The following is a 23,116-nucleotide window of genomic DNA, read 5'->3' as shown; positions in this document are numbered from 1 at the left end:
TACAAACTTATCTGAAGTAGTGATTGTAATATTTCTCATCATTTGTTCCTCTTGAGATCTCCTTTAGGTTTTTTTCTCTCTGATAATTTTCTTCAGGCCATTTTGCCCAAGGGCTCATTCGAAAGGTAACAATATTATGACGACGAAAATCACTGGTTTAGTAAAATGGTTTAACCCTGAAAAGGGCTTTGGTTTCATTACGCCTAAAGATGGCAGCAAAGATGTGTTTGTGCATTTTTCAGCCATTCAAAGTAATGAATTCCGCACTCTGAATGAAAATCAGGAAGTGGAGTTTTCAGTAGAGCAGGGACCAAAAGGTCCATCAGCGGTCAACGTTGTGGCGCTTTAAGGCAACTGATATTACTAATAAAATTCACTTCCGGTGTCCATGTTGCCATGGTTCACAATACAGAACATCGACATTCGATGTTACTGAGCAAAACCCGTTTGGCGCGAAATGTATTTTTTGTAAGTCAACCATGATCACTTTTGATAATGTTGGATTATACATTCGCTCAGGGCAGGTTCCGCCAGATTTTAGAAAATAATTCATATTAGCTCCGTACAGGAGCTTTTTTATGCCCGGATGATTATCATCTATAGACGCTGACATCCATCATCTATAGTGGCATTTTCCTTTCCCCAAAAGTGTTATTTCTCTTGCAGACAGCGCCTGAAAAAAGCGATGTTGTCTTCATCTATCCGATGAAACCAGGTCAACCTGTCTTTGCGCCGTTATCCGTTATTTAATTCTTACCCTATAATAACAAGCCCGCGCTAAGCACGGGCTTGAATAACATAAAGCGTCTTAGAACTGGTAGACCAGACCAACACCTACGATATCATCGGTTGCAATACCGTTGTTTGCGTAGAAGTCATCATCTTCGTCCAGCAGGTTGATTTTATAATCAACGTAGGTGGACATATTTTTGTTGAAGTAGTAAGTCATACCAACGTCAACATATTTAACCAGATCTTTGTCGGTGTAACGATAGTTACCACGGCTATCCATATCCTGGCCGCCTAAATCTTTGCCCTTAGACTGCAAGTAGGCGATGGACGGACGCAGACCGAAATCGAACTGATACTGTGCAACCACTTCAAAGTTCTGGGTTTTGTTAGCGATACCGCCATCACCGCCATCGCCGCCGCCATAATAGGTCATGTTGCGGGTTTCAGCGTACATGGCCGCCAGGTATACGTTATAGGCGTCATATTTGACACCTACGGTCCAGGCTTCGGCAGTTTCACCGCCGGCATAGCTATTGCCATAGTAATGATGGCCATCACCACGCCCACTAGCAACCTGATTGTCCGTACGGTCAGAGGAAGAGTAGGCCGCACCCAGGCTTAACCCGAAGTCAAAGTCGTAGGAGGTAGACATACCGAAACCGTCGCCGTTTTCACGGGCCAGTTTGCGAGTACCACTATCTGCATCGCTGCCGTTGGCTGTTCCTTCGCCTGCGCCAGGATCTTCATTATTACCCTGGTACTGCAACGCGAAGTTCAGGCCTTCCACCAGACCGAAGAAGTCGGTATTACGGTAGGTAGCAACGCCGTTGGTTCTGCCCAGCATATAGACATCGGTCTGGGTATAAGTGTCACCGCCGAATTCCGGCAGCGCATCGGTCCAGGCTTCAATGTCGTAGATAACACCATAGTTACGGCCATAATCGAAAGAGCCGTACTCGCCGAATTTCAGACCGGCAAAGCCCAGACGAGTCCAGGAGTTTGCACCTTCGCCTTCGGTGGTGTTTACCTTAATGTTGTATTCCCACTGACCATAGCCGGTCAGCATATCGTTAATCTGCGTTTCGCCTTTAAAGCCAAAACGGGCGTAGGACTGGTCGCCGTCGTCGCCTGCATTGTCAGAGAAGTAACGCAGACCATCAACTTTGCCGTACAGGTCGAGTTTGTTGCCATTTTTATTATAAACTTCAGCCGCATTTGCTGCGCCTGCCACTAATAACGCCGGGACAAGCAGTGCCAGAACTTTTCTGTTCATTATGTATTCCCTTATGATAATAATTTATATGAATATGTAGCCACTTCAACAAAACTACAAATTGATACTATTCTATGAAGTTCATGGAATTTAAAAAATAACATGTAACAAAGGTATTTAAAATATTTCAATTTGTTTCTGTTTGGTTTTTTATAATACAGACTATATAAGTAACTAAGAATATATATTCTATAATTATCATTTTTTATCAATGGGTTATGTTTTTTTATTTGATGGTTGTTGGTGTGAATATAATTTGTTTTTTATATGTATTTGATGCTTTGATTATGAAAAAACATAAAAAAAACCGGCATAAATGCCGGTAATGTGGGTAATGATAAAATAAATGATAAAAGGCTAATAACCGAATCATTCTGACACTTAATGCTGATAAAATAAAACGCTATCGCGGTGCGTAAAAATAAGTTGTTCTGGTTATAGGTTATTCTGCATCAGAGTGCGATTCAATCACCATTCCCTTATTTAACAGCAGGTTCAGCGCCAGACGTAACATTAACTGAGAATAAACTATTTGTGGAATGAATAGCCAGAACAGGTGGATGAGGTATTCCATAGTCGAAATGTGATTAATATCACATTATAATGTAATTAATGTCATATGACTTACATCACAAAAGCGGAGTAAAGTTTGAGTACCAGGGAGGACAACGCCACCCGTAGCATGGGCGGCAAATTAGCGTTATGGGTTTTTTATACCTTTTGCGGCTACTTCATCTGGGCGATGGCGCGTTGCGTGTGGCTGATGTCCGCCATACAAACCGAGCCGGTTCTCGGCCCAATCAGCACTCCTGGCAGCGCAACGGAAAAATGGCTTAACGCGCTTTCGCTGGGCGTCGTCTGGCTTATTCTGGGGAGTATTGCCTGGTATACCCGGCCTCGCAAAAACAGGGCTTATCCCGCCGACACTAAGCCAGAAACGCGCAAGTAAGCAGGGATGTAAAGTGGTGGCGGATATGTCAGGATAGCGAACCCTGTGCTCAGGCATGTAATAAAAATGGTCTGCTATAAAGAGAGGGCGTATGGACTCAGGATACTGGCAATCGCAGTTTGAAGACTGGCTACGTCACCACCATCAGGAACAGGATGCCGCCCATGACATCTTCCATTTTCGTCGTGTTTGGGCAACCGCGCAAACGCTGGGGGAAAACAGTCCTGTCGACTGGCTGGTGGTGCTATCGGCATGTTATTTCCATGACATCGTCAGCCTGGCGAAAAATCATCCGCAGCGGCATCGTTCTTCCATTCTGGCGGCGGCAGAAACCCGGCGTATTTTTCTGCGGGATTTTCCTGACTTTCCGGCAGAAAAACTGGCGGGCATTTGTCATGCTATCGAAGCGCATAGCTTCAGCGCAAAAATTGCGCCTACCACGCCAGAGGCAAAAATCGTGCAGGATGCAGACAGGCTGGAGGCGTTGGGCGCCATTGGTCTGGCGCGGGTCTTCGCGGTCTCCGGCGCGCTGGGCGTCGCGTTATTTGATGCCGACGATCCCTTTGCCGACAGACGGCCTCTTAACGATAAGCAATTCGCGCTCGACCATTTTCAAACCAAACTGCTGAAACTGCCGCTGACGATGCAGACCGAACGGGGCAAGTACCTGGCGCAGCGTAATGCGGATTTTCTGGTGTCGTACATGGCGAAACTGAGCGCTGAGCTGAAAGGCGACTATGAAACACGGGATGATGCGGTCATCCAGATGTTTGCTACGCATCAGTAACCCCTGTCGCTGAAACGTAAACCGCGTCATTTTATGTTAGTCTGTCGGCAATTATTTTTGGCCGGTTAAATGTATGCAGGAAAATATTTCAGTAACACACGCCCGGAACCTCATCGCCGACGACGCCGGAAGCGAGCTCCAGGCGATGCTGAGTCAATTGCTGGAAATCTACGATGTTAAAACGCTGGTGGCGCACCTTAACGGCCTGGGCGAACAGCACTGGAGCCCGGCCATCTTCAAGCGCGTAATGATGAACGCGGCATGGCATCGCTTGAGCGACAATGAACTCACCTGTCTTAAAACAGAGTTGCCGACGCCGCCAGCGCATCATCCACATTACGCCTTTCGTTTTATCGATCTCTTCGCGGGCATCGGCGGTATTCGCCGCGGATTTGAAGCGATAGGCGGACAGTGCGTGTTTACCAGCGAATGGAATAAGCACGCGGTACGGACATATAAAGCGAACTATTTTTGCGATCCGCTGCAACATCGCTTTAATGAAGATATCCGCGATATCACATTGAGCCACCGGGAAGGGGTCAGCGATGATGAGGCGGCGGAACACATTCGCCAGCATATTCCGCAACATGATGTCCTGCTGGCGGGCTTTCCCTGTCAGCCATTTTCTCTGGCGGGCGTTTCCAAGAAAAATGCGCTGGGCCGCGCCCACGGCTTTGCCTGCGAGACTCAGGGGACGTTATTTTTTGATGTCGTAAGAATTATCGACGCCCGCCGCCCCGCGCTGTTTGTGCTGGAAAACGTGAAAAACCTTAAAAGTCACGACCAGGGCAACACCTTCCGCATTATTATGCAAACGCTTGATGAACTGGGATATGACGTGGCGGATGCCGCTGACAATGGCCCGGACGATCCGAAAATTATCGACGGGCAGCACTTTCTTCCTCAGCATCGGGAACGTATTGTGTTGGTGGGATTCCGTCGCGATTTAAACCTGAAAACCGATTTTACGTTACGCAATATCGCCCGTTGTTATCCACCGCGCCGTCCGACGCTGGCAGAACTGCTGGAGCCCGTCGTCGAAGCCAAATATATCCTGACGCCGGTGCTGTGGAAATATTTATATCGCTACGCGAAAAAGCACCAGGCGCGGGGAAACGGTTTTGGCTATGGCATGGTTTATCCTGACAATCCGGAAAGTGTGGCGCGCACGTTATCTGCTCGCTACTACAAAGATGGTGCCGAAATTCTGATCGATCGTGGTTGGGATATGGCGAAAGGCGAAGTGAATTTCGACGATGCTGGCAACCAACAACATCGTCCCCGCCGACTCACGCCGAGAGAGTGCGCGCGTTTAATGGGATTTGAGGCGCCGCAAACGTACCAGTTCAGGATACCTGTCTCGGATACGCAGGCCTATCGCCAGTTTGGCAACTCCGTGGTGGTGCCGGTATTTGCTGCGGTAGCAAAGCTGTTGGAACCCAAAATTCACCAGGCGGTGACGTTGCGTCAGAGAGAGACGGTAGATGGCGGACGTTCACGATAAAGCCACGCGCAGTAAAAATATGCGCGCGATAGCGACCCGCGATACGGCTATTGAAAAACGTCTTGCTGGCCTGTTAAGCGCACAGGGGATTACGTTTCATACTCAGGACGCGACATTACCGGGCAAGCCGGACTTTGTGGTGAATGATTATGATTGTGTGATTTTTACTCACGGCTGCTTTTGGCATCATCACCACTGTTATCTGTTCAAAGTGCCGGCCACGCGAACGGCTTTCTGGCTGGAAAAAATCGGTAAGAACGTTGAGCGCGATGAGCGCGATATTCAGCGTTTACAGGCGCTTGGCTGGCGGGTACTGATCGTCTGGGAGTGCGCCTTGCGCGGGCGAGCGAAATTGAGCGACGCGGCGTTGGCGGAGCGCCTGGAAGAGTGGATCTGCGGCGGCGGCGCCAGCGCGCAGATCGACACCCAGGGGATTCATCTACTGGCGTGAATCTTCCGTTTTACACGGCGTGACCACCGCCTTGACAGGAAACAGGTACTTACCCAGAGTCACCAGCACTACGGCAAACACAATCACACCCAGCGCGGCCCATTCAACGGGCGATAACCTCTCACCGCCCAGGCCAGTGCCAAGTAACACGGCGACAACCGGATTCACATAGGCGTAGCTGGTCGCCAGCGCCGGACTGACGTTGCGAATCAGGTACATATAGGCATTAATGGCGATAATAGAACCGAACAACGCCAGGTAGCCGACGGCCATAAACCCCGATAAACCAGGCAGCGTGGCGAGCTTCTCGCCGGAAAGAAACGCCGCGCAAAGCAATACCACGCCCGCCGCCAGCATTTCAATCGCACCCGCCATCATGCCCACAGGCAGGGCGATGCGCGAGCCGTAAACGGAACCAAATGCCCAGCTCATCGAACCTATCAGGATCAAAATCGCGCCCCACGGATTGCCGCTTAAGTTGCCGCCGCTGTTCAGCAGAATAATCCCGGCAAGTCCAATGGCAATCCCCACCCATTCTAATTTGCGCGTTTTAATACCAAAAAAGTAGCTAAAGCACAGCGTAAATAGCGGGACAGTGGCGACCACGACGGCAGCAATGCCCGATGGCACGTTTTGATGCTCCGCCACCGTCACCAGACCGTTACCCACCGCCAGCAGCAGTAGACCAATCAGCGCGGCGTTGATGGTCTGGCGCAGCGGCGGAAGTTTTTCGCCGCGCAACAGCAAAAACGCCATGAGCAACATCCCCGCCGAGAGAAAACGTACGCCTGCCATCATCAGCGGCGGCCAGCTTTCAACGCCTATGCGGATAACAAAATAGGTAGACCCCCAAATGATGTACAAGGCAAAAAGCGCGCCAAAAAGAGGTAATAACTGCCGGAAACGCATAATCACTCACGGTGAAATAAAAAGGGTGAATATAGTAAACGTCAAAATTATTATGCTGGCGAGCATTATAATTGTCCTTTTGGAATAAAAAGGCGTTGACCCGCGCCGCCGGTTTCGGCATTGCGCGTTTTGCTACATACTTAACGTCTTAGAAGAAAAGACCGAGGAAATCATTTTGGCAGGAAGTAGCTTACTGACATTACTCGACGATATCGCCACGCTGCTGGACGATATTTCGGTAATGGGCAAATTGGCCGCGAAAAAAACCGCGGGCGTACTGGGGGATGACCTGTCGCTCAATGCGCAGCAGGTGACCGGCGTTCGCGCTAATCGCGAGCTGCCGGTGGTATGGAGCGTGGCGAAAGGATCATTAATCAACAAGGTTATTCTGGTGCCGTTGGCGCTGTTGATAAGCGCATTTATCCCGTGGGCCATTACGCCTTTATTAATGTTAGGCGGCGCGTTTCTCTGCTTTGAAGGGGTAGAAAAAGTCCTGCATACCTTTGAGGCGCGAAAACACAAAGAAGACCCGGCGGAGCGGCAAAAACGTCTTGAGGCGCTGGCTGCGCAAAACCCTTTGGCCTTTGAAAAAGATAAAGTAAAAGGGGCGGTCCGTACCGATTTCATTCTGTCCGCTGAAATTGTGGCCATTACCCTGGGGATTGTCGCGCAGGCGCCGCTGCTTAATCAGGTGTTGGTACTGGCGGGGATTGCGTTGGTTGTGACCATTGGCGTGTATGGCCTGGTGGGTATTATTGTCAAACTGGATGATATGGGGTACTGGCTGGCGGAAAAGCGTAGCGTGCTGGCGCAGGGCGTCGGTAAAGGATTACTGATTATCGCGCCCTGGTTAATGAAAGCATTATCCATTGTCGGTACGCTGGCGATGTTTCTGGTTGGCGGCGGAATTGTCGTACACGGTATTGCGCCGCTACACCATGCCATTGAACATTTTGCGCAGCAGCAGGGGGCTTTCATGGCGCATACGATCCCTGCGGGGCTGAATCTGGTGCTCGGCTTTATTATCGGCGCCATTGTGGTGGCGCTGGTGAAAGGTGTGGCGAAAATTCGCGGTGTTTCGCACTGATTTTCTACAATGAATTATGCAAAATTGTCCATCCTCGTCTAAGGTGAAAGCGTTTCATCTGATACAGGAGGCAGGTATGGTCTTTTCTGTCAGTGAGGAAGTTACCGTGAAAGAGGGTGGGCCCCGGATGATCGTCACCGGTTATTCCAGCGGAATGGTAGAGTGTCGCTGGTATGATGGTTTTGGCGTAAAGCGGGAGGCATTCCATGAGAATGAGCTCGTGCCAGGCAAGGAAAGGCGCGTGCGGGACGAAGCCCGATGACAAAACGCCCGGTTAATGCCGGGCGTTTTGCTGTGGAGAAAAAGAGTCGTCGCGCTGCGACATGCTGCTACCTGGTTATGCCAGGATTGAGTGGTATCCCTTGATGAGGTCTGGCTACCGTAAGCCATCAGGGGGAGTTGTATCAATAACCAGGAGTTACCAGGGTGCCGCACGAAACACTGTTAGACAATCAAGGCTGGTTTAAAAAGCTGGCGCGGCGTTTTGGTCCCGGTCATGTCGTCAACACCTGTTTTCTGATCGTGATGCTGTTCTCGACGCTACTTACCTGGAGGGAAGTGATGATACTGAAAGACGCGTATGTCGCCAGTCAGCGCAATCATCTGGGGAGCGTCGCGAATGTCCTTGACCGCCAACTGCAATTCAACATGGACAGGTTGATCTTTTTACGCAACGGTATGCATGAAGCGCTGGTGGCGCCGCTGGCTTTTTCCGCATTGCAAAGCGCGGTGACGCAGTTTGAGCAACGACGCGTCAGACATTTCTGGCAATTGGAGTTGGATAAGCGGCGGACATTGCCGTTATATGGCGTTTCCGATCAATTTGTCGCCCGGACGACGCTTCTTTCGCGGGAGAGTCGTGACCTGGCAAATGAATTAACCGCCACGCTGGAGTTAGGGTATCTGGCGCGTCTGGCGCGCTCATCAGCCATGCTGGCGCTGGAGACGATGTATGTTTCTCGCTCAGGGTTTTACCTCTCAACTCTCCCTACGGCGTACGGTAGCGATATTGTCTCCCGTTACTATCAGTACGTGACTCAGCCATGGTTTATCGAGCAAAGCCAACGGCGTAACTCACAGCGCGGCGTGCGGTGGTTTACCTCCGCACAGCCCTATGTTACTGACGAGCAGAAAAAAGTGACAGCCAGTCTACCGCTGGATCACGATAATTACTGGTATGGCGTACTGGCAATGGATATTCCCGTCGCGTCATTACAGCGGTTCCTGCGCGATGCGGCCGAAAAGGATATTGAAGGGGAATATCAGCTATACGATAACCATCTCCGTTTGTTGACGGACTCCGCGCCGGAACAACAAACCGCGAATACGTTAAATGACCGTGAGCGCGCCTTACTGGCGCGTGAAATAGAAAAAGATACCCTGGGCGGGCTGCGTTTAGGAACGCATTATGTAAGCTGGGAGCGGCTGGATCATTTTGATGGCATCCTGCTGCGCGTGCATACATTACGTGAAGGCATACAAGGGAATTTTGGCAGCATTAGTATCGCGCTGACGCTGTTATGGGGGCTTTTTACGGCGATGCTGTTGATCTCCTGGGGCGTTATTCGACATATGGTCAAAAACATGTTTGTTCTGCAAAATTCGCTGCAATGGCAGGCATGGCACGATCCGCTGACCCGGCTATATAACCGTGGCGCGCTGTTTGAAAAAGCGTCCAGGCTGGCAAAGCGCTACCGGGAAGCCCGCCAGCCATTTTCTGTGATACAGCTGGATTTAGATTATTTTAAAAGCGTTAACGATCGCTTTGGTCATCAGGCAGGCGATCGCGTGTTGTCCCATGCCGCTGGGCTCATTGGCAGCACCATTCGAGCGCACGACATCGCCGGACGGGTAGGGGGCGAAGAGTTTTGTATCGTGCTGCCCGGCGCGACGAAAGCGCAGGCGCTGCAGATTGCCGAACGCATACGCCAGCGCATTAATGACAAAGAGATTCTGGTGACGAAAAGCACGACGCTTCGTATCAGCGCGTCAATGGGGATCAGTAGCGCGGAGGAATACGGCGACTATGATTTTGAGCAGTTGCAGTCGCTGGCCGACAAACGGCTTTATTACGCCAAACAGTCCGGACGTAACCGTATTTGCGCCAGCGACGCGACTCAGGAGCGGGAAAAGAAATAGTCCATTCCTTCGCGCCAGCCATCCGGCCCTTCGTTCTGGCTACGGTAGACGCGCTGAGGATCGTCGTTACGCAAATGTACGCCCTCCCGGTTTAGCCCTTTAACGACAACCGCATAATCCATCACATCCAGTAAGGGCGCATCATTGGGGCCGTCTCCTAGCCCCAACGTCAGAGGACGCGCGCGCCACTGCCGACGATATGCTTCAATCAGCCAATTGGCAGCCTGATCTTTACCGGCGGAGGCGTCCAGCACATGCCAGAAACGGGCGCCATGGACAAATTGCAGTCCCAGGTCATTTAAACGGGCGACAAACTGCGCCATGCGTTCATCGCTATCGCGCCAGATCAGCGACACCGACGCTTCATGCAGACGGGTTAGGGCAGACTGTGCCCGGTTTAGGCCCGTCCATTCGCTTATCACCTGATCGTCAACGTCATCAAACGTGGTGAACTTAAACTGTTCCTTTTCACGCAACTTATGCAGGACGAGGCGGATTTCGTTGTGAGAAATACCGGCTATCAGACGGGGATAGTTGGGATGGTCTTCCCAATGAACGTCCAGTTGGATCACTGCGCCGTTTTCCGCAATCAGCGGCAGTCCCTGTAGATTTAACGTCGTCTGGAGCTGGAGCATTTCAGCCGCGGTTTTACTGCTACAGAGGATCACGGGCACGCCGCTTTCATGCAGGCGTGTAAGCCAGGGGGCCGCGGGCTGCCACTCAAAAGTGTGGCTGTTCAGCAATGTGCCGTCCAGATCGGTAAAAATCAGCAAGGGGTCATGGATTGAGAGCATTTTTTCCTCATTTTCCGTTGCAACGGCGGGCTTATTTCCAGGAAAAGTCCTAAAGCACACCCGAAAGAAGTCGAACGCTAACTGGAACCGATCCCGTCGCTTCCAGGCAGCACATGCGTTGTCACACTTTTGCTACCGAACTATTAGCGTGCTTAATCATTCATGTAAAAAATATTTACTTGTCATGCAAAAAAATTGCAGATAAGGTAAATCTCACATCAGATTTCCTGGTGTAACGAATTTTCAAGTGCTTCTTGCATAAGCAAGTTTGATCCCGACCCGTAGGGCCGGGATTTTTTTCGGCCATTTTTAACGGTTTACTTCTGTTACACTAAAATCATGAATATCCAGCTCGAATGCTTCAGCTAATTCATGCCATGTATGATATTCCCGTCCGTCTACGCTCACCCGCTCAGGATCTTCCTGGCTACGGTGAACCTCGCTTTCGCTGATTTCATTGATGGCCGCCAGTAGCGCATCTACATCGACGCTCACTTCGCGCTTGGCCGTATCACTGTACTCTTTTGCCGTTTTCATCTTCACCACCTCACGGGTTCCTGACAGCCTAAGTATAGACCGTTGAGAAAACCAGCAAACACGCCGGCAAGGCGCTGTCAGACGCAGAAAATTGTTCTACACTGGCACAAAGCGACAGGAGGAAAATGATGAAGGTGAATGATCGGGTAACCGTTAAAACGGACGGCGGTCCCCGCCGACCGGGCGTGGTACTGGCAGTGGAAGAATTTAGTGAAGGCACAATGTACCTGGTTTCGCTGGAGGATTACCCGCTCGGCATCTGGTTCTTCAATGAGTCAGGTCACCAGGATGGTATTTTTGTCGAGAAGGCGGAGCAGGACTAATTGAGCCGGACTGGAGGTACATTGCCAGTCCGGATGTCTCAGCGCATGTTAACAAAAATGCCGTTAGTGACGTTATCTGTCAGCCGTACTACGTGATAGATCACTTGTTTATTATGCGTTTTTATCTTTCTTTTTATATTCCCCTTATGGGAGGATACTGTTTTTGCTTTAATATTCATTCTGTCAGAAATCTGAATGGTTCCCTGACCTTCCATCCACATTCGCAACATGCTGGATTCAGTTCGACTTAACGATAATGTTGGTAAATTTATGGTTCCTGAAATACCCGACTCTTTTTTCAGAATATCGCCAAGAAGGGTATCCAGCGAGTCAGGTTTAATCGATTTCGAGCTAATCAATAAGTTTTTTCTTACTAATAAATATTCATCAAAATGCACATTAGCAATTGCCATAAAAACAATAAATAACGTGTCAGGATGTTGATTAATGATTTGCTTTATTTGTTGACTGTCTGAAGGCGTATGAATGAAACAGTCCTCATTAATAAACACCACCGAAGGCTGATGCGCGCCACAAGCGATAGCGAGTTCGTCAACGGTTTCGATGTCGTTGATTTCCCTTTTTTTCACCCCTCTGCTGACCAGATACCCGCTTAACCCTAGCCGGGTGTAACTGCACAAATCCATAATAATCGTTGACATGGCATACCCTCACTCAATGCGTAACGATAATTCCCCTTACCTGAATAACTCACCATAATCAGACGGAACACGAATAGTCACCTTAGACAACGCTTACGCGGTTTTTCAGGCGAACTTACTATCCCGTAAAGTTACATATAATTTGCCAGGAATCATCTTAAAGTAAAGTGAATGTTGCGTTATGTGAGTGAAGTAAAAACAAATAAGGGGCAGTGGATATATCCTGGTGAATGTTTTTTAAAATTTATTTTCGGATAAACCTTAGTAAAACAGGATAAAAATTATGGGTTATTATTTATCGGCATCTCGCTAACAATATCAGCAAGCAAATTGAAAATTTCGCTGAATAAATGTTCGCAAAACGGCGCAATTAATGGCATTAGCGCGGCCATCAGCATAATGCCGACGGTGAGGGTAAGCGGGAAACCGATAACAAATATCGAGAGCTGCGGCGCCATGCGGTTTAATAGCCCCAGCGCCAGGTTGAGCGTAAGCAGGAGGGTAATGACCGGCAATGCCAGCATCAGTCCGTTTAAGAAAATGAGCCCTCCGGCCCTGGCGAGCGCCATAAATGCATTACTGTTCACCGGGTTACTACCGATGGGCAGGGTGTGGAAGGTATCGACCAGCAGCGAAATAAGCCACAAATGGCCATTAAAGGTGAGAAACAGTAGCATGGCGAGCATATCCATAATACGCGCCAGAACCGGCATATTCAGGTGGCTGCCCGGGTCGACGAAGGTGGCAAAGGAAAGCCCCATTTGCAGACCGATAAACTCACCTGCGGTACGCACCGCCGCAAAGGCGAATTGCATGGTAAATCCCAGCGCAATACCGATCAGAATTTGTTGCATCGCCAGCCATAAGGCGGCAATAGAAAAAAGCGGCGTATCGTTTGCCGGTAGCGACGGCGCGATAACAAGGGTAATCATTATTCCCAACCCCAGTTTTACCCGCTTGGGAATAGCGCGCTCGCTGAGAATGGGCGCCGTTGAAATCAGCGCCAGTACGCGCAGCAAAGGCCAGAAATAGAGATGCAGCCAGTATAGCCATTGCTCGCTTGTAACCTGGATCATCGTTCTGTTTATCCGATGATATAAGGTAAATTGCTGAACAGAGTGCGCACGTAATCCAGCAGCAGGTTGAGCATCCACGGGCCGGCAACGATAATTGCGATGAATACCGCGACGATTTTAGGGATAAACGACAGCGTCATTTCATTAATCTGAGTCGCGGCCTGCAAGATGCTGATAATGAGGCCGGTAATCAGCGCGACGAGTAACAGCGGCGCAGCCAGGGCGAGAGCGACTTTCATCGCCTCGGTGCCCATCATCATGACGGATTCAGGAGTCATTTTGCGCCTCTAACTGTAAAAGCTTTGGGCCAGCGACCCCATAAGCAATTGCCAACCATCGACCAGCACAAACAGCATCAGCTTAAACGGTAGGGCGATTGTCGCTGGCGGCACCATCATCATCCCCAACGCCATCAATACGCTGGCGATCACCAGGTCGATAATCAAAAAAGGGATGAAAATCGTAAAACCGATCTGAAACGCCGTCTTTAATTCGCTGGTGACATAAGCGGGCAGGAGGATACGCATCGGTACTGCTTCCGGTCCCTGTAACGGACCGCTATTGGCCAGACGGGCAAACAGCGCCAGATCGGCTTCGCGGGTTTGGCGCAGCATGAACGCGCGTAACGGTTGCGCGCCTTTATCCAGCGCTTCCTGCATAGAAATTTTCTGCTCGCTAAACGGCTGGTAAGCATCCACGTAAATCTTGTCAATGACGGGCGACATAATAAAAAAGGTCAAAAACAACGCCAGCCCGAGTAACACCTGATTTGGCGGTGCCGAGGGCGTGCCCAGCGCGTTACGCAACAGGCCAAAAACAATGATGATACGCGTGAAGCTCGTCATCATCAGTAAAATCGCCGGCAGAAACGTCAGCGAGGTGATGAAAACCAGCGTCTGGACGGATAATGACCAGCTTTGGCCTCCGCCCGCTAATGGTTGGCTGATAAGCCCCGGCAGTTGCGCAGCGGCGGCGGGACTAAAAAGCCACAGACCCGCCAGAGAAAGGAATAACAAACGGCGCATCAGGATCTCCCGGAACGCTTGAGTAAGCTCTTCATCATGTTCTGGAAATCCGCCGGTGGGGCAACGGGTGCTTCCGTGTCATTCTCCGCGGGCGGCAGGGTGTGCAGCAGGTTGATCTGCGAGGCGGTCACGCCCAGTACCAGGCGCGCATTTTCGACCTCGACAATCACCACGCGTTCGCGCGGGCCAAGCGAGGCGCTGGCTGACACCTTCAGTCCCCGGACGCTATTTCCTTTTGGCGCGAATCCCATACGCTTAATCACCCAGGCCGCCGCCAGAATGAGCGCAATAATGCCAATTAATGCGCCGCTCACCTGCATGAGCGGCGATCCGGCTGGCGCGGTGGGCTGAGAAACCGTGGCTTCTGTCTTCATCATTAACGACTCAAACGACGCATACGCTCGGATGGCGTAATAATATCGGTGATACGTACGCCGTATTTATCCGCCACGACGACCACTTCACCCTGGGCAATCAGGTAGCCATTAATCAGGATATCCAGCGGCTCGCCCGCCAGCCCGTCCAGCGCGACGACCGACCCCTGCGTCAGACGCAGCAGTTCTTTAATGGTCATTCGCGTGCGGCCCAGCTCTACGGTCAGTTTGACCGGGATATCCATAATCAGATCGATATCCTGCATAGCACCGCTGACATCGCCGCCGCCAAGCTGTTGGAAAACCGCGTCGGCGGCGCTTTTAGTGGTGGTCGCTTTTTGCTCGTTTAACGCGTCAGCCCACAGATCATCCAATGCGCCAGTATTCTCATCGGACGGATTATTCATGTCACTCATTTGGGCTGTTCCTCATTCAGCGAATTCAAAATTGGGTTGATCAAATGTTCTACGCGTAGCGCATACTGTCCGTTTACGGTGCCATATTGGCTGGTGAGTACCGGAACGCCGTCCACATGAGCAATAATGCGGTCGGGTTTTTCAATCGGCAGTACATCGCCGGGTTTCAGCTTCAAAATCTGGGAAAGACGTAACGGAATATCGGCAAAATTGGCCACCAGCTCCAGTTCAGAGTGCTGAACCTGGCGCACCAGGTTATCACGCCAGTTCTGATCTTCATGGCGCGAGTTTTCCAGCGGCGGATTCACCAGCAGCTCACGCAGCGGCTCGATCATGCTAAATGGCAGACAGATGTTAAATTCACCGGTCAGATTGCCGATCTCCACATGAAACGGCGTATTGACGACGATATCGTTCGGCGAGGTGGTGATATTGGTAAATTTCACCTGCATTTCGGAACGCACATACTCCACTTCCAGCGGATTAATGGCTTTCCATGCGTCGCTATAGCCTTCCAGCGCCAGTTTCAGCATACGGTTGATGACACGCTGTTCCGTATGGGTAAACTCGCGGCCCTCGACTTTGGTCGGAAAACGGCCGTCGCCGCCGAACAGGTTATCGACGGCAATAAACACCAGACTCGGCGAGAACACCACCAGCCCGGTGCCGCGTAGCGGCTTCAGGTGGATCAGGTTCAGGTTGGTCGGTACCGGCAGGTTACGCGCAAATTCGTGATACGGCTGAATACGTATGGCACCCACGGTAATATCCGGGCTGCGGCGCAGCAGGTTAAATAATCCCATCCGGAACTGGCGTGCGAAACGCTCGTTAATAATCTCCAGCGCCTGCAAGCGTTCACGCACGACGCGACGCTGGGTATTGGGATCGTAAGGGCGAATATCGCTATCGCTTGCGATACCGGGAGTGGGTTCGTCTTTGGTGTCGCTGTCGCCGTTCAACAGCGCATCGATTTCAGCCTGAGAAAGAATACTATCGCCCATATCGTTACCGCAGAATAAAAGCTGTATAAAGCACGTCAGTGACGACCTGTTTTGGTTGTCCGGCAACGAGCGGCGCGGCCAGTGTCTCTTTAATGGCGGCAATCAGTTTTTGTTTGCCAGCTTCTGTTGAGAGCTCGGCGGCATTCTGACGGGAAAACAACAACAGCAGACGGCTGCGCACTTCCGGCAGATATTCATTTAATCGCGCGCGCGTCGCTTCGTCTTTCAGACGCAGGGTCACGCCGATATACAACACGCGATCCGCATCGCCCAGATTGACGGTAAACGTATCCAGCGCAAAAAATACCGGCGCGGGCGGCGGAGCCGGTTCCGCTTTAGCGTTCGTGGTCGGTTGCTGCTGCATACGCCAGTAGCTATAACCGGCGGTCGCGCAGGCGGCGAGGGTAATCAACACCAGCAAAGGTATCCAAATCGAGCGTTTGCTCTTTTTGTTAATCGCGGAGTCAGTCATCTGATACGGGCTTCCTGTTTCGGTACTGCTTATTGGCTGATTATCCCGTGTCCTGTCCACGACAAAGCGTGGAAAAGACGCGGATAATCATGCTACCTCTGGCGTTAGGCGAAGATATCCACTGCGCCATTGCCGCGCGCGGCGGCCTGAAGCGAGGCCGGCGCCGCTAACGCTATGTCATCTTCAGCGCCAAACGCGTCCGTGTGTTGGGCGCGGGAAGACTGTTGTTGCGACGAAGACTGCTGCTGTCCGGCAAAGCTTTCGCTACTGATACTGCTTTGTCCCAACTGAATGCCGCTTTCCGCCAACTGGGTGCGCAACATGGGCAGGGCGGCTTCCAGCGCGGCGCGGACATGGCTGTGCGGCGATACCATCTGGAGCTGCGCCTGATTGTCATCCAGCTTGAGCGAAATATGCACCTGACCTAACTCTTCCGGATGCAATCGAAGCTGCGCGCTTTGCTGTCCCTGACGCGTAAATAACATGACCTGCTGACTGAACGTTTGCTGCCATTCATGGCTGCCTAACGGCGCGCTGAGTACCGGGGCTGAGGCGACAGGTAGCGGTTGCGCCGTGGCGCTGCTGAGCGTCGGCATTGCCGCGCCATGCGTTACTGGCGCGGGCGGGCTATCCACCTCCACTTTCGCGCTGGTCGCGGCGGCAGCGACTACCAGCGGCGTCAGTGCTGGCCCCGTGGCGCGATCGTCGCTGGCGCGCGCAAGCGACGCCTCGGTTTTCCCTTTTTCATGCTCGCTAAAAGAGAGCGTATGTGTCTCTTCCTGCGGCGCCGATGGCATGTCGCCGCGTAACAGTGACGGCAAGGCGATGTGATTTTCAGCCGGCGTTTCTCCGGCGACAGGCGTCGCGACAGGTTGTCCGGGCAGCATGGCGAATAAGGCGCTCAGACTGGCAAGATCCTCATCGCTCAGCGCGGGCGTTTTCTCATCATGCTGCGCCGTCTTACTCAGTGCGGCCAGAGCGCTGGTTTTCAACGATGGCGTTAGCGTAGACAGTAGATGCTGCGCTTGTGTCAGATCGGTAAGCGTTTCATCCGTCGCATTCGCTTTTTGCGCCAGCAGGTCGGCAAGCTTCACCGCCTGGCCCGGCTCGCCATGTTGGGTCAGTAGCTCTTTCGATAACTTGCCGCCTGCCGCCTGTAAATCGGCCAGCGTGATGCGGGCGTCTTTGCCCTGTGCGCCGTCTGCGCCTAACGCGCCCGCCAGGAGCGCCAGAAAGTCCTCGGCTGAACCGGTGGTTTTTCCTGACGTCAGACCCGCGGTCATGTCGGTATCGGTGGTGATCAGTTGGGGCAGGGTGATCATTCGGGTTTCCTCATTGCTGCACGCTGAGCAAATTCATCCATCTTTTTCTGATCCATGCGGTTTTCAGCTAACAGCGCTGCCGCGGTTTGTCGGTCCTGTAAGGTTTGCCAGGCCTGAAGTCGCTGCTTTTTCTCACGCCAGCTCTTCAGCGCCAGGTCGACTTTTTGCGTCCACTGCGTAAGCTGGAGGCGATGCTGCTCTATCGCCTTTTCCAGTGTCTGAATAAACTGCTGATAGTTGATCCAGCGATTACTGGCGATGCCGTTGCCCATATCGGTGTTCAAATTACTGCGATACTCATTCTGATAATCGATCAGCATTTTGAGCTGTTCTTCCGCCTGTTGGCAGCCGCGACGCATTTCGCCCAGTAAACGCGCCGCGTCATCTACCTCTTTTTCGGCCAGATCTTTGAGTGTTTCCAGAGCGCCATGTTGTGCCATGATCGTCGCCCTCCTGCTTTATCACACCGTCGGGAAAATTAAATCGAGCGCCTGCAGAGAGTCCTCCCAGTCGGCCCGTTCAAAAATGCCTTGCTGTAAAAACGCTTCCAGTTGCGGCCATAAGGTAATGGCTTTATCGAGCATCGGATCGCTGCCTTTGGCATAGGCGCCGACGCTGACCAGATCGCGGTTACGCTGGAAACTGGAAAGCAACTGTTTAAATAGCCGTACCCGCGCATAGTGCTGCTCGGTAATGAGCGCGGTCATCGCCCGGCTGATTGACGCCTCGATATCAATGGCCGGATAGTGCCCGGCCTCCGCCAGACGGCGGGACAAGACAATGTGCCCGTCGAGGATTGCGCGTGCCGAGTCGGCAATGGGATCTTGTTGGTCGTCCCCCTCGGTCAACACGGTATAAAACGCGGTGATAGAGCCACCGCCGTGGATGCCATTACCGGCACGCTCGACCAGCGCCGGCAGCTTTGCGAACACCGAGGGCGGATAACCTTTGGTGGCTGGCGGTTCGCCGATTGCCAGCGCAATCTCACGCTGCGCCATTGCATAGCGCGTCAGCGAATCCATAATCAGCAACACATGCTGTCCGCGATCGCGAAAGTCTTCGGCGATGCGGGTGGCATAGGCGGCGCCCTGCATTCGCAGCAGCGGCGAGACATCCGCCGGGGCGGCGATCACCACCGAACGCGCGCGACCGTCGGGGCCGAGAATATTTTCGATAAAATCTTTAACTTCGCGGCCACGTTCGCCGATAAGTCCCACGACAATCACGTCCGCCCGCGTGTAGCGCGCCATCATGCCAAGCAGAACCGATTTACCAACGCCGGAACCGGCAAAGAGTCCCATACGCTGACCGCGCCCTACGGTTAACAACGCGTTGATAGCGCGTACGCCGGTATCCAGCACATGTTCGATTGGCGTTCGCTGTAGCGGGTTAAACGGCGGCGTGATTAACGCGCCGGTTTCCAGCGTATCCGGCGCAGGCAGTCCGTCGAGCGGTTTACCGCCGCCATCCAGCACCCGACCAAGCAGGGCCGGGCCGAGCGGTAACTGTTTGCCGCTTTGCAGACCGTCGCCATGCCCGTTACGGGCGTAAACGCGGGCACCGGGCAGAATGCCTTCGACCTCTTCCAGCGGCATTAGAAACAGACGCTGGCCGTTAAAACCGACGACTTCTGATTCCACCTCTTTGGTTTCAGGGCCGTCCTGGCGCTCAATAATGCAGGTGGCGCCCAGCGGAAGCTGGAGACCGGTGGCCTCCAGTACCAGGCCAGTGGCGCGGGTTAAACGTCCATAACGACGCACCGCCGGCAATAACGCCATTTTGGCTTCAAAGTTGTCGAGCGCGGTAAGCCAGCGGGTCAGGCGCGTGGTCATCAGAGCACTCCCGGCGCCGCCAGGCGACACAACTCTTGCCAGCGAGTGGCGACGCTGGCGTCCAGATCGCCCTCATCGGCAGAGACTTTACACCCGCCGTGATGCAACGTTGGATCGCCGCGTAACCGCCATCCGTGAAGACTGAGCGTGGCGCCCAGCATCTCTTCCACCCGCTGTAAGTCGTCCGGATGCACGCGCAACTGCGGCTTGCCGCTAAAGAGCGGCTCTTGCTGCAACAGTTGTTGGATCTGTTTAATCAGCGCTGAGTTGTCCACCGCCGGCGTTTGGCCGATGACCTGACGTGCGGCCTCCAGGGCCATTTGCATCAGCCGTGAGGCGATAACGCTATCGAGCGCGTCAAGCGTGTTCTGAAACTCGCTCACTAACTGCTGCATACGGGCATGAATCGGCGCCTGCTGCGTCTGCGCCTGGGCTTGTCCTTGCTCCAGCCCCTGCGCTAACCCTTCCTGGTATCCCTGCGCGTGTCCTTTTTGCCGTCCCTCCGCCAGCCCGGCGTTATAACCTTGTTCATGGGCCTGTATTTTTAGCTGCGCCAGCTCCTGCTCCAGCTGCTGTTCGGCAGTGAGTTCGGGCTCCGGCGTATCTTCTGTCAAGGTCACGTTATCAGCCTCAACCGGCACAAAAGTTTCTGGCGGCGGGGCGAGATCGTCGGGGGTCCAGACTTGCCACGGCAATTCATTAGACATAGGTATCCTCGCCGCTGCCAATCACCATTTCGCCGGTTTCCGCCAGACGACGCACAATAAGCAGAATCGCTTTCTGCTCGTTTTCCACCTGAGACAGACGAACCGGGCCACGGTTGGCAAGGTCGTCGCGCAGGATATCGGCGGCGCGCTGGGACATATTGCGCAGGAACTTCTCGCGTAATGGCGGTTCGGCGCCTTTCAGAGCGATCAGCAGCGATTCGGAATCCACTTCCTGCAGCAGACGCTGGATACTGCGATCGTCCACATCCACCAGATTTTCGAACAGGAACATCTCGTCGATGATTTTCTGCGCCAGTTCGCCGTCGAATTCGCGCACAGCGGTAATAACCGCTTCTTCCTGCTGCGTTTTCATCAGGTTGATAATTTCCGCCGCGGTTCTTACGCCACCCATTTTGCTGCGTTTCAGGTTCTGACCATCGAGCAGGCCATTCAGCACTTCGGTCAACTCCGCCAGCGCCGCCGGCTGTACGCCGCCAAATGTCGCGATACGCAGCATCACATCATGACGCAGACGCTCGTCAAACAGCGCCAGAATATCGGCGGCCTGACTGCGTTTGAGGTGGACCAGAATGGTGGCGATAATCTGCGGGTGTTCGTCGCGAATCAGGTCGGCGGCACTCTGCGGTTCCATAAAGTTGAGCGTTTCGATACCGCTGGTGGTATCGCGCGTTTCCAGAATATCTTCCAGCAGGCTGGAGGCGCGTTCTTCGCCCAGCGCTTTAACCAGTACGGAGCGCAGGTATTCGTTGGCGTTGATATTCAGCGCGGCGAACTGCTCCGCTTCTTGCTCAAACTCTGATAGTACGTCCGTCAGTTGTTTGTTGGAGATCTGACGCACGTTAGCCATCGCCGTACTTAACGCCTGTACTTCGCGGGTGGAGAGGTGTTTAAACACCTCTGCCGCCCGGTCTTCGCCAATGGTCATCAACAAAATGACGCTTTTATCGGTACCGCTAAGATTACTCATGATCGTTACTCATCCACTGGCGAATGACCAGCGCCACCACGCGCGGATCGTTGTCTGACATTTCGCGAATACGCTGGCTCATCACCTCAGCGCCCAGACGCTGGTTAGCCCGGCGTTGCTGGAGCTGCTCGTCTTTGCTAAGGCGTACTTCCACGGCTTCTTCGGTTTCCTGGCGAACCTGCGCCTGTTCCTGCGCCGCTTTCGCTTCTTCAACGCGGCGCGTCAACTGCGGACGTACCGCTTTGCGCCACAGAATCCAGGCCACCACCAGCACCAGCAACCAGCGACCTGCCGCGAGCAACTGATCGATAAAGGACTGCTGTTGCCAGAAGGGCAGTTCGCCGCCGGTGTTATCCACTGCGCTAAACGGTGAATTCACCACATTTAGCGTATCGCCGCGTTTATCAGAAAAACCCATCGCTTCACGGGTTAAATCCTCGATCTGTTTCATCTGATCGGCGGTCAATGGCAGCGGTTTGCCATCCGCCAGCGTTTTGTAATTCACCACGACGGCCACGGAGAGACGCTCAATATCGCCCACATTCATTTTGGTGTGACGAATGGTGCGGTCCACTTCGTAGTTACTGGTTTCATTACGCTGTGTACTACGCGGGCCAGCACTGTTACTGTTGGTACTGGTGCTGGTTTGTGGCGTATTCTGCGCGTTTTGTTGATTGGTCGGCGGCGTGGCGATCGGCGCCTCGTTAGGCGGCGCTGGTTGGTTCGACAGCGCGCCAGGCACGCCGCCGGGATAGCCCGCGCCTACCTGTTCGCTAATATTCAACTGACGTGAACGCAGAGTGGCCTTCGACGCATCGCCGTTCGGGCTGTAGTGCTCTTCCGTCTGCTCTTTATTGGCAAAATCCAACTGGGCGGTTACCTGAGCGTGAACATTACCGTTCCCGACGATAGGCGACAGAATGGCTTCGATACGGCGTTGGATACGGCTTTCCACATCATTAGCAAATTTTAATTGCGCGTCATTAAGGTCGCGACCGCTGGTATTGGATTGCGTGAGCAGATGACCGGATTGATCGACCAGAGTGACGTTTCCTGGCGGCAAACCGGCGACAGCGCTGGAAACCAGATGTACCACGGCGCTAATTTGTCCTTCATCCAGCGCCCGTCCCGGTTCCAGTGTGACGGTGACGGAGGCGGAAGGGGATTTTTGTTCCCGCACAAATAGCGACGGCTTTGGCATCGCCAGGTGAACGCGGGCGCTTTTTACCGGCCCCAGCGTCTCGATCGTCCGGGCCAGTTCACCTTCCAGCGCGCGCTGATAATTCACCTGCTCGCTGAACTGGCTGATACCGAATTTTTCCTGATCAAGCAGTTCAAAGCCTACCGCGCCGCCTTTAGGCAGCCCCTGCTGCGCCAGACGCAGACGCAGTTCATGCACTTTGTCGGCGGGCACTTCAATCGCGCCGCTGCCATTGGCAAAGCGATAGGGGATATTCATCTGGGTCAACTGCGCGACGATCGCGCCGCCGTCCTGATCGGAAAGGTTGCTAAATAGCGTGCGGTAATCGGGCGTTTTGGCCCACAGCACCATCGCAACGACGATCGCCACGGCAGCGGAACCCGCCACAATTAACGGAATTCGGGGATTCGCGCGTAGGCGATTAAGCCACTCGAGAGGTTTAGGTTGGGTTGCAGTCGATGCAGTCGCACTCATCTCGCACCTCGTGACTGATCGTGGACGGCGTTTTTTGCAAAGTGGAACAAGACTCACTCCCGGGTCAGCAAACTCGAAAAA

Annotated in this window: 26 protein-coding genes, 2 other RNA genes and 27 other annotated features; of the genes, 10 read left to right on the top strand and 18 right to left on the bottom strand. The window is 52.9% G+C overall.

The genetic code is table 11. From position 1 onward, the window contains the following. Positions 1 to 122 precede the first annotated feature (122 nt). Positions 123 to 128 (top strand) — a ribosome-binding site (putative RBS for cspB; RegulonDB:STMS1H002153). Then, the gene (gene cspB, locus STM1996; RefSeq protein NP_460947.1) for a putative cold-shock protein occupies positions 123 to 349 on the top strand. Within the gene, positions 137 to 349 belong to an annotated coding region; the region does not span the whole gene. Its footprint overlaps the feature before it by 6 nt. 459 nt (positions 350 to 808) lie before the next feature. Here cspB and ompS read toward each other — a convergent pair. Next, positions 809 to 2,010 (bottom strand): putative porin gene (gene ompS, locus STM1995; RefSeq protein NP_460946.1). Within the gene, positions 809 to 2,005 belong to an annotated coding region; the region does not span the whole gene. Next, positions 2,005 to 2,010: a ribosome-binding site (putative RBS for ompS; RegulonDB:STMS1H002152), on the bottom strand. It overlaps the preceding gene by 6 nt. Before the next feature lie 632 nt (positions 2,011 to 2,642). After that, positions 2,643 to 2,648, top strand: a ribosome-binding site (putative RBS for STM1994; RegulonDB:STMS1H002151). Between ompS and STM1994 the strand changes: the two genes are divergently transcribed. The 4 genes from STM1994 (at position 2,643) to vsr (ending at position 5,696) form a co-directional block, all read left to right on the top strand. After that, the gene (locus STM1994; RefSeq protein ID NP_460945.1) for a putative inner membrane protein occupies positions 2,643 to 2,954 on the top strand. Within the gene, positions 2,655 to 2,954 belong to an annotated coding region; the region does not span the whole gene. (Overlaps the previous feature by 6 nt.) An 83-nt stretch (positions 2,955 to 3,037) precedes the next feature. Beyond that, positions 3,038 to 3,043 (top strand) — a ribosome-binding site (putative RBS for yedJ; RegulonDB:STMS1H002150). Continuing rightward, positions 3,038 to 3,741 (top strand): putative hydrolase gene (gene yedJ, locus STM1993; RefSeq protein NP_460944.1). Within the gene, positions 3,046 to 3,741 belong to an annotated coding region; the region does not span the whole gene. Its footprint overlaps the feature before it by 6 nt. Positions 3,742 to 3,802: 61 nt before the next feature. Then, positions 3,803 to 3,808 (top strand) — a ribosome-binding site (putative RBS for dcm; RegulonDB:STMS1H002149). After that, positions 3,803 to 5,245, top strand: a protein-coding gene (gene dcm / locus STM1992) for a DNA cytosine methylase (protein ID NP_460943.1). Within the gene, positions 3,815 to 5,245 belong to an annotated coding region; the region does not span the whole gene. It overlaps the preceding feature by 6 nt. Continuing rightward, positions 5,219 to 5,224 (top strand) — a ribosome-binding site (putative RBS for vsr; RegulonDB:STMS1H002148). It overlaps the preceding gene by 6 nt. Then, positions 5,219 to 5,696 (top strand): DNA mismatch endonuclease gene (gene vsr / locus STM1991; RefSeq protein NP_460942.1). Within the gene, positions 5,226 to 5,696 belong to an annotated coding region; the region does not span the whole gene. The genes dcm and vsr overlap by 27 nt, the downstream gene beginning before the upstream one ends. Here the strand turns inward: vsr and yedA are convergent. Next, complete coding sequence (yedA, locus tag STM1990; protein NP_460941.1) at positions 5,685 to 6,605, bottom strand: putative permease; 921 nt, start codon at positions 6,603 to 6,605, stop codon at positions 5,685 to 5,687. The two genes, vsr and yedA, sit on opposite strands and share 12 nt — an antisense overlap. A gap of 163 nt (positions 6,606 to 6,768) precedes the next feature. Then, positions 6,769 to 6,774, top strand: a ribosome-binding site (putative RBS for yedI; RegulonDB:STMS1H002147). On the opposite strand from yedA, the gene yedI reads away from it, so the two are divergent. The 3 genes from yedI (at position 6,769) to STM1987 (ending at position 9,831) form a co-directional block, all read left to right on the top strand. Continuing rightward, positions 6,769 to 7,692 (top strand): putative inner membrane protein gene (yedI, locus tag STM1989; protein ID NP_460940.1). Within the gene, positions 6,781 to 7,692 belong to an annotated coding region; the region does not span the whole gene. It overlaps the preceding feature by 6 nt. Positions 7,693 to 7,708: 16 nt before the next feature. Next, positions 7,709 to 7,954 carry a putative cytoplasmic protein gene (locus STM1988; RefSeq protein NP_460939.3) on the top strand — a complete coding sequence of 82 codons (246 nt, stop codon included), beginning with the start codon at positions 7,709 to 7,711 and terminating at the stop codon, positions 7,952 to 7,954. A 150-nt stretch (positions 7,955 to 8,104) separates the two neighbouring features. Beyond that, positions 8,105 to 8,110 (top strand) — a ribosome-binding site (putative RBS for STM1987; RegulonDB:STMS1H002146). Beyond that, positions 8,105 to 9,831, top strand: a protein-coding gene (locus STM1987; RefSeq protein ID NP_460938.1) for a putative inner membrane protein. Within the gene, positions 8,119 to 9,831 belong to an annotated coding region; the region does not span the whole gene. Its footprint overlaps the feature before it by 6 nt. Here the strand turns inward: STM1987 and yedP are convergent. Beyond that, positions 9,810 to 10,634 (bottom strand): putative hydrolase of the HAD superfamily gene (gene yedP / locus STM1986; protein ID NP_460937.1). Within the gene, positions 9,810 to 10,625 belong to an annotated coding region; the region does not span the whole gene. The genes STM1987 and yedP overlap by 22 nt on opposite strands. Next, positions 10,629 to 10,634 (bottom strand) — a ribosome-binding site (putative RBS for yedP; RegulonDB:STMS1H002145). It overlaps the preceding gene by 6 nt. 200 nt (positions 10,635 to 10,834) lie before the next feature. Beyond that, positions 10,835 to 10,840 (top strand) — a ribosome-binding site (putative RBS for dsrA; RegulonDB:STMS1H002144). On the opposite strand from yedP, the gene dsrA reads away from it, so the two are divergent. Further along, positions 10,835 to 10,924, top strand: a non-coding RNA gene (gene dsrA / locus STM1985) — small RNA antisilencer of the H-HS-silenced rdsA gene in E. coli. (Overlaps the previous feature by 6 nt.) Positions 10,925 to 10,934: 10 nt before the next feature. On the opposite strand, the gene yodD is transcribed toward dsrA, so the two are convergent. After that, the gene (gene yodD / locus STM1984; protein ID NP_460936.1) for a putative cytoplasmic protein occupies positions 10,935 to 11,174 on the bottom strand. Within the gene, positions 10,935 to 11,162 belong to an annotated coding region; the region does not span the whole gene. Then, positions 11,169 to 11,174: a ribosome-binding site (putative RBS for yodD; RegulonDB:STMS1H002143), on the bottom strand. It overlaps the preceding gene by 6 nt. A 103-nt stretch (positions 11,175 to 11,277) precedes the next feature. Next, positions 11,278 to 11,283, top strand: a ribosome-binding site (putative RBS for dsrB; RegulonDB:STMS1H002142). On the opposite strand from yodD, the gene dsrB reads away from it, so the two are divergent. Beyond that, positions 11,278 to 11,485: non-coding RNA, regulatory RNA (dsrB, locus tag STM1983), on the top strand. Its footprint overlaps the feature before it by 6 nt. Positions 11,486 to 11,523: 38 nt before the next feature. On the opposite strand, the gene rcsA is transcribed toward dsrB, so the two are convergent. The 14 genes from rcsA to fliF all read right to left on the bottom strand — a co-directional run bounded on the left by rcsA (position 11,524) and on the right by fliF (position 23,045). Beyond that, positions 11,524 to 12,230, bottom strand: a protein-coding gene (gene rcsA, locus STM1982; RefSeq protein ID NP_460935.1) for a positive transcriptional regulator of capsular/exo- polysaccharide synthesis (LuxR/UhpA family). Within the gene, positions 11,524 to 12,147 belong to an annotated coding region; the region does not span the whole gene. Continuing rightward, positions 12,153 to 12,158 (bottom strand) — a ribosome-binding site (putative RBS for rcsA; RegulonDB:STMS1H002141). It overlaps the preceding gene by 6 nt. Further along, positions 12,198 to 12,206: a -10 signal (putative -10_signal for rcsA; RegulonDB:STMLTH004522), on the bottom strand. After that, positions 12,222 to 12,230 (bottom strand) — a -35 signal (putative -35_signal for rcsA; RegulonDB:STMLTH004522). 198 nt (positions 12,231 to 12,428) lie before the next feature. Continuing rightward, positions 12,429 to 13,239, bottom strand: a protein-coding gene (gene fliR / locus STM1981) for a putative flagellar biosynthetic protein (RefSeq protein NP_460934.1). Within the gene, positions 12,429 to 13,223 belong to an annotated coding region; the region does not span the whole gene. Further along, positions 13,232 to 13,511, bottom strand: a protein-coding gene (fliQ, locus tag STM1980; protein ID NP_460933.1) for a flagellar biosynthesis protein. Within the gene, positions 13,232 to 13,501 belong to an annotated coding region; the region does not span the whole gene. The genes fliR and fliQ overlap by 8 nt, the downstream gene beginning before the upstream one ends. Then, positions 13,234 to 13,239, bottom strand: a ribosome-binding site (putative RBS for fliR; RegulonDB:STMS1H002140). It overlaps the preceding gene by 6 nt. Further along, positions 13,506 to 13,511, bottom strand: a ribosome-binding site (putative RBS for fliQ; RegulonDB:STMS1H002139). Its footprint lies within the gene fliQ. Further along, positions 13,511 to 14,261 (bottom strand): flagellar biosynthesis protein gene (gene fliP / locus STM1979; RefSeq protein NP_460932.1). Within the gene, positions 13,511 to 14,248 belong to an annotated coding region; the region does not span the whole gene. The genes fliQ and fliP overlap by 1 nt, the downstream gene beginning before the upstream one ends. Then, a complete protein-coding gene (gene fliO / locus STM1978) occupies positions 14,248 to 14,625 on the bottom strand; it encodes a flagellar biosynthesis protein (protein NP_460931.3) in 378 nt (125 codons plus the stop codon). Before fliO ends, fliP begins: the two co-directional genes overlap by 14 nt. Continuing rightward, positions 14,256 to 14,261, bottom strand: a ribosome-binding site (putative RBS for fliP; RegulonDB:STMS1H002138). (Overlaps the previous gene by 6 nt.) Then, positions 14,625 to 15,052 (bottom strand): flagellar biosynthesis protein gene (gene fliN / locus STM1977; RefSeq protein NP_460930.1). Within the gene, positions 14,625 to 15,038 belong to an annotated coding region; the region does not span the whole gene. The genes fliO and fliN overlap by 1 nt, the downstream gene beginning before the upstream one ends. Beyond that, the gene (gene fliM, locus STM1976) for a flagellar biosynthesis protein (protein ID NP_460929.1) occupies positions 15,035 to 16,050 on the bottom strand. Within the gene, positions 15,035 to 16,039 belong to an annotated coding region; the region does not span the whole gene. Before fliM ends, fliN begins: the two co-directional genes overlap by 18 nt. Next, positions 15,047 to 15,052 (bottom strand) — a ribosome-binding site (putative RBS for fliN; RegulonDB:STMS1H002137). Its footprint overlaps the gene before it by 6 nt. Then, the gene (fliL, locus tag STM1975; protein ID NP_460928.1) for a flagellar biosynthesis occupies positions 16,044 to 16,528 on the bottom strand. Within the gene, positions 16,044 to 16,511 belong to an annotated coding region; the region does not span the whole gene. The genes fliM and fliL overlap by 7 nt, the downstream gene beginning before the upstream one ends. After that, positions 16,045 to 16,050 (bottom strand) — a ribosome-binding site (putative RBS for fliM; RegulonDB:STMS1H002136). It overlaps the preceding gene by 6 nt. Then, positions 16,523 to 16,528, bottom strand: a ribosome-binding site (putative RBS for fliL; RegulonDB:STMS1H002135). It lies within the gene fliL. Positions 16,529 to 16,615: 87 nt before the next feature. Next, the gene (gene fliK, locus STM1974; RefSeq protein ID NP_460927.1) for a flagellar hook-length control protein occupies positions 16,616 to 17,845 on the bottom strand. Within the gene, positions 16,616 to 17,833 belong to an annotated coding region; the region does not span the whole gene. Next, the gene (gene fliJ / locus STM1973; RefSeq protein ID NP_460926.1) for a flagellar FliJ protein occupies positions 17,830 to 18,289 on the bottom strand. Within the gene, positions 17,830 to 18,273 belong to an annotated coding region; the region does not span the whole gene. The genes fliK and fliJ overlap by 16 nt, the downstream gene beginning before the upstream one ends. Then, positions 17,840 to 17,845, bottom strand: a ribosome-binding site (putative RBS for fliK; RegulonDB:STMS1H002134). (Overlaps the previous gene by 6 nt.) Continuing rightward, positions 18,284 to 18,289 (bottom strand) — a ribosome-binding site (putative RBS for fliJ; RegulonDB:STMS1H002133). Its footprint lies within the gene fliJ. A gap of 5 nt (positions 18,290 to 18,294) precedes the next feature. Next, positions 18,295 to 19,685 (bottom strand): flagellum-specific ATP synthase gene (gene fliI / locus STM1972; RefSeq protein NP_460925.1). Within the gene, positions 18,295 to 19,665 belong to an annotated coding region; the region does not span the whole gene. Next, positions 19,665 to 20,382 (bottom strand): flagellar biosynthesis protein gene (fliH, locus tag STM1971; RefSeq protein ID NP_460924.1). Within the gene, positions 19,665 to 20,372 belong to an annotated coding region; the region does not span the whole gene. Before fliH ends, fliI begins: the two co-directional genes overlap by 21 nt. Then, positions 19,680 to 19,685, bottom strand: a ribosome-binding site (putative RBS for fliI; RegulonDB:STMS1H002132). (Overlaps the previous gene by 6 nt.) Beyond that, positions 20,365 to 21,377, bottom strand: a protein-coding gene (gene fliG / locus STM1970; protein NP_460923.1) for a flagellar biosynthesis protein. Within the gene, positions 20,365 to 21,360 belong to an annotated coding region; the region does not span the whole gene. Before fliG ends, fliH begins: the two co-directional genes overlap by 18 nt. After that, positions 20,377 to 20,382, bottom strand: a ribosome-binding site (putative RBS for fliH; RegulonDB:STMS1H002131). Its footprint overlaps the gene before it by 6 nt. After that, the gene (gene fliF / locus STM1969) for a basal-body MS (membrane and supramembrane)-ring and collar protein (RefSeq protein NP_460922.1) occupies positions 21,353 to 23,045 on the bottom strand. Within the gene, positions 21,353 to 23,035 belong to an annotated coding region; the region does not span the whole gene. Before fliF ends, fliG begins: the two co-directional genes overlap by 25 nt. After that, positions 21,372 to 21,377 (bottom strand) — a ribosome-binding site (putative RBS for fliG; RegulonDB:STMS1H002130). It overlaps the preceding gene by 6 nt. Next, positions 23,040 to 23,045: a ribosome-binding site (putative RBS for fliF; RegulonDB:STMS1H002129), on the bottom strand. It lies within the gene fliF. Positions 23,046 to 23,116 lie beyond the last annotated feature (71 nt).

Origin of the sequence: Salmonella enterica subsp. enterica serovar Typhimurium str. LT2, assembly GCF_000006945.2 — a bacterium.
In the GTDB taxonomy this organism is placed as follows: Bacteria; Pseudomonadota; Gammaproteobacteria; order Enterobacterales; family Enterobacteriaceae; genus Salmonella; species Salmonella enterica.
Note: the sequence above shows the minus strand (reverse complement) of the source record. Positions and strands in the feature narration are given on the sequence as shown.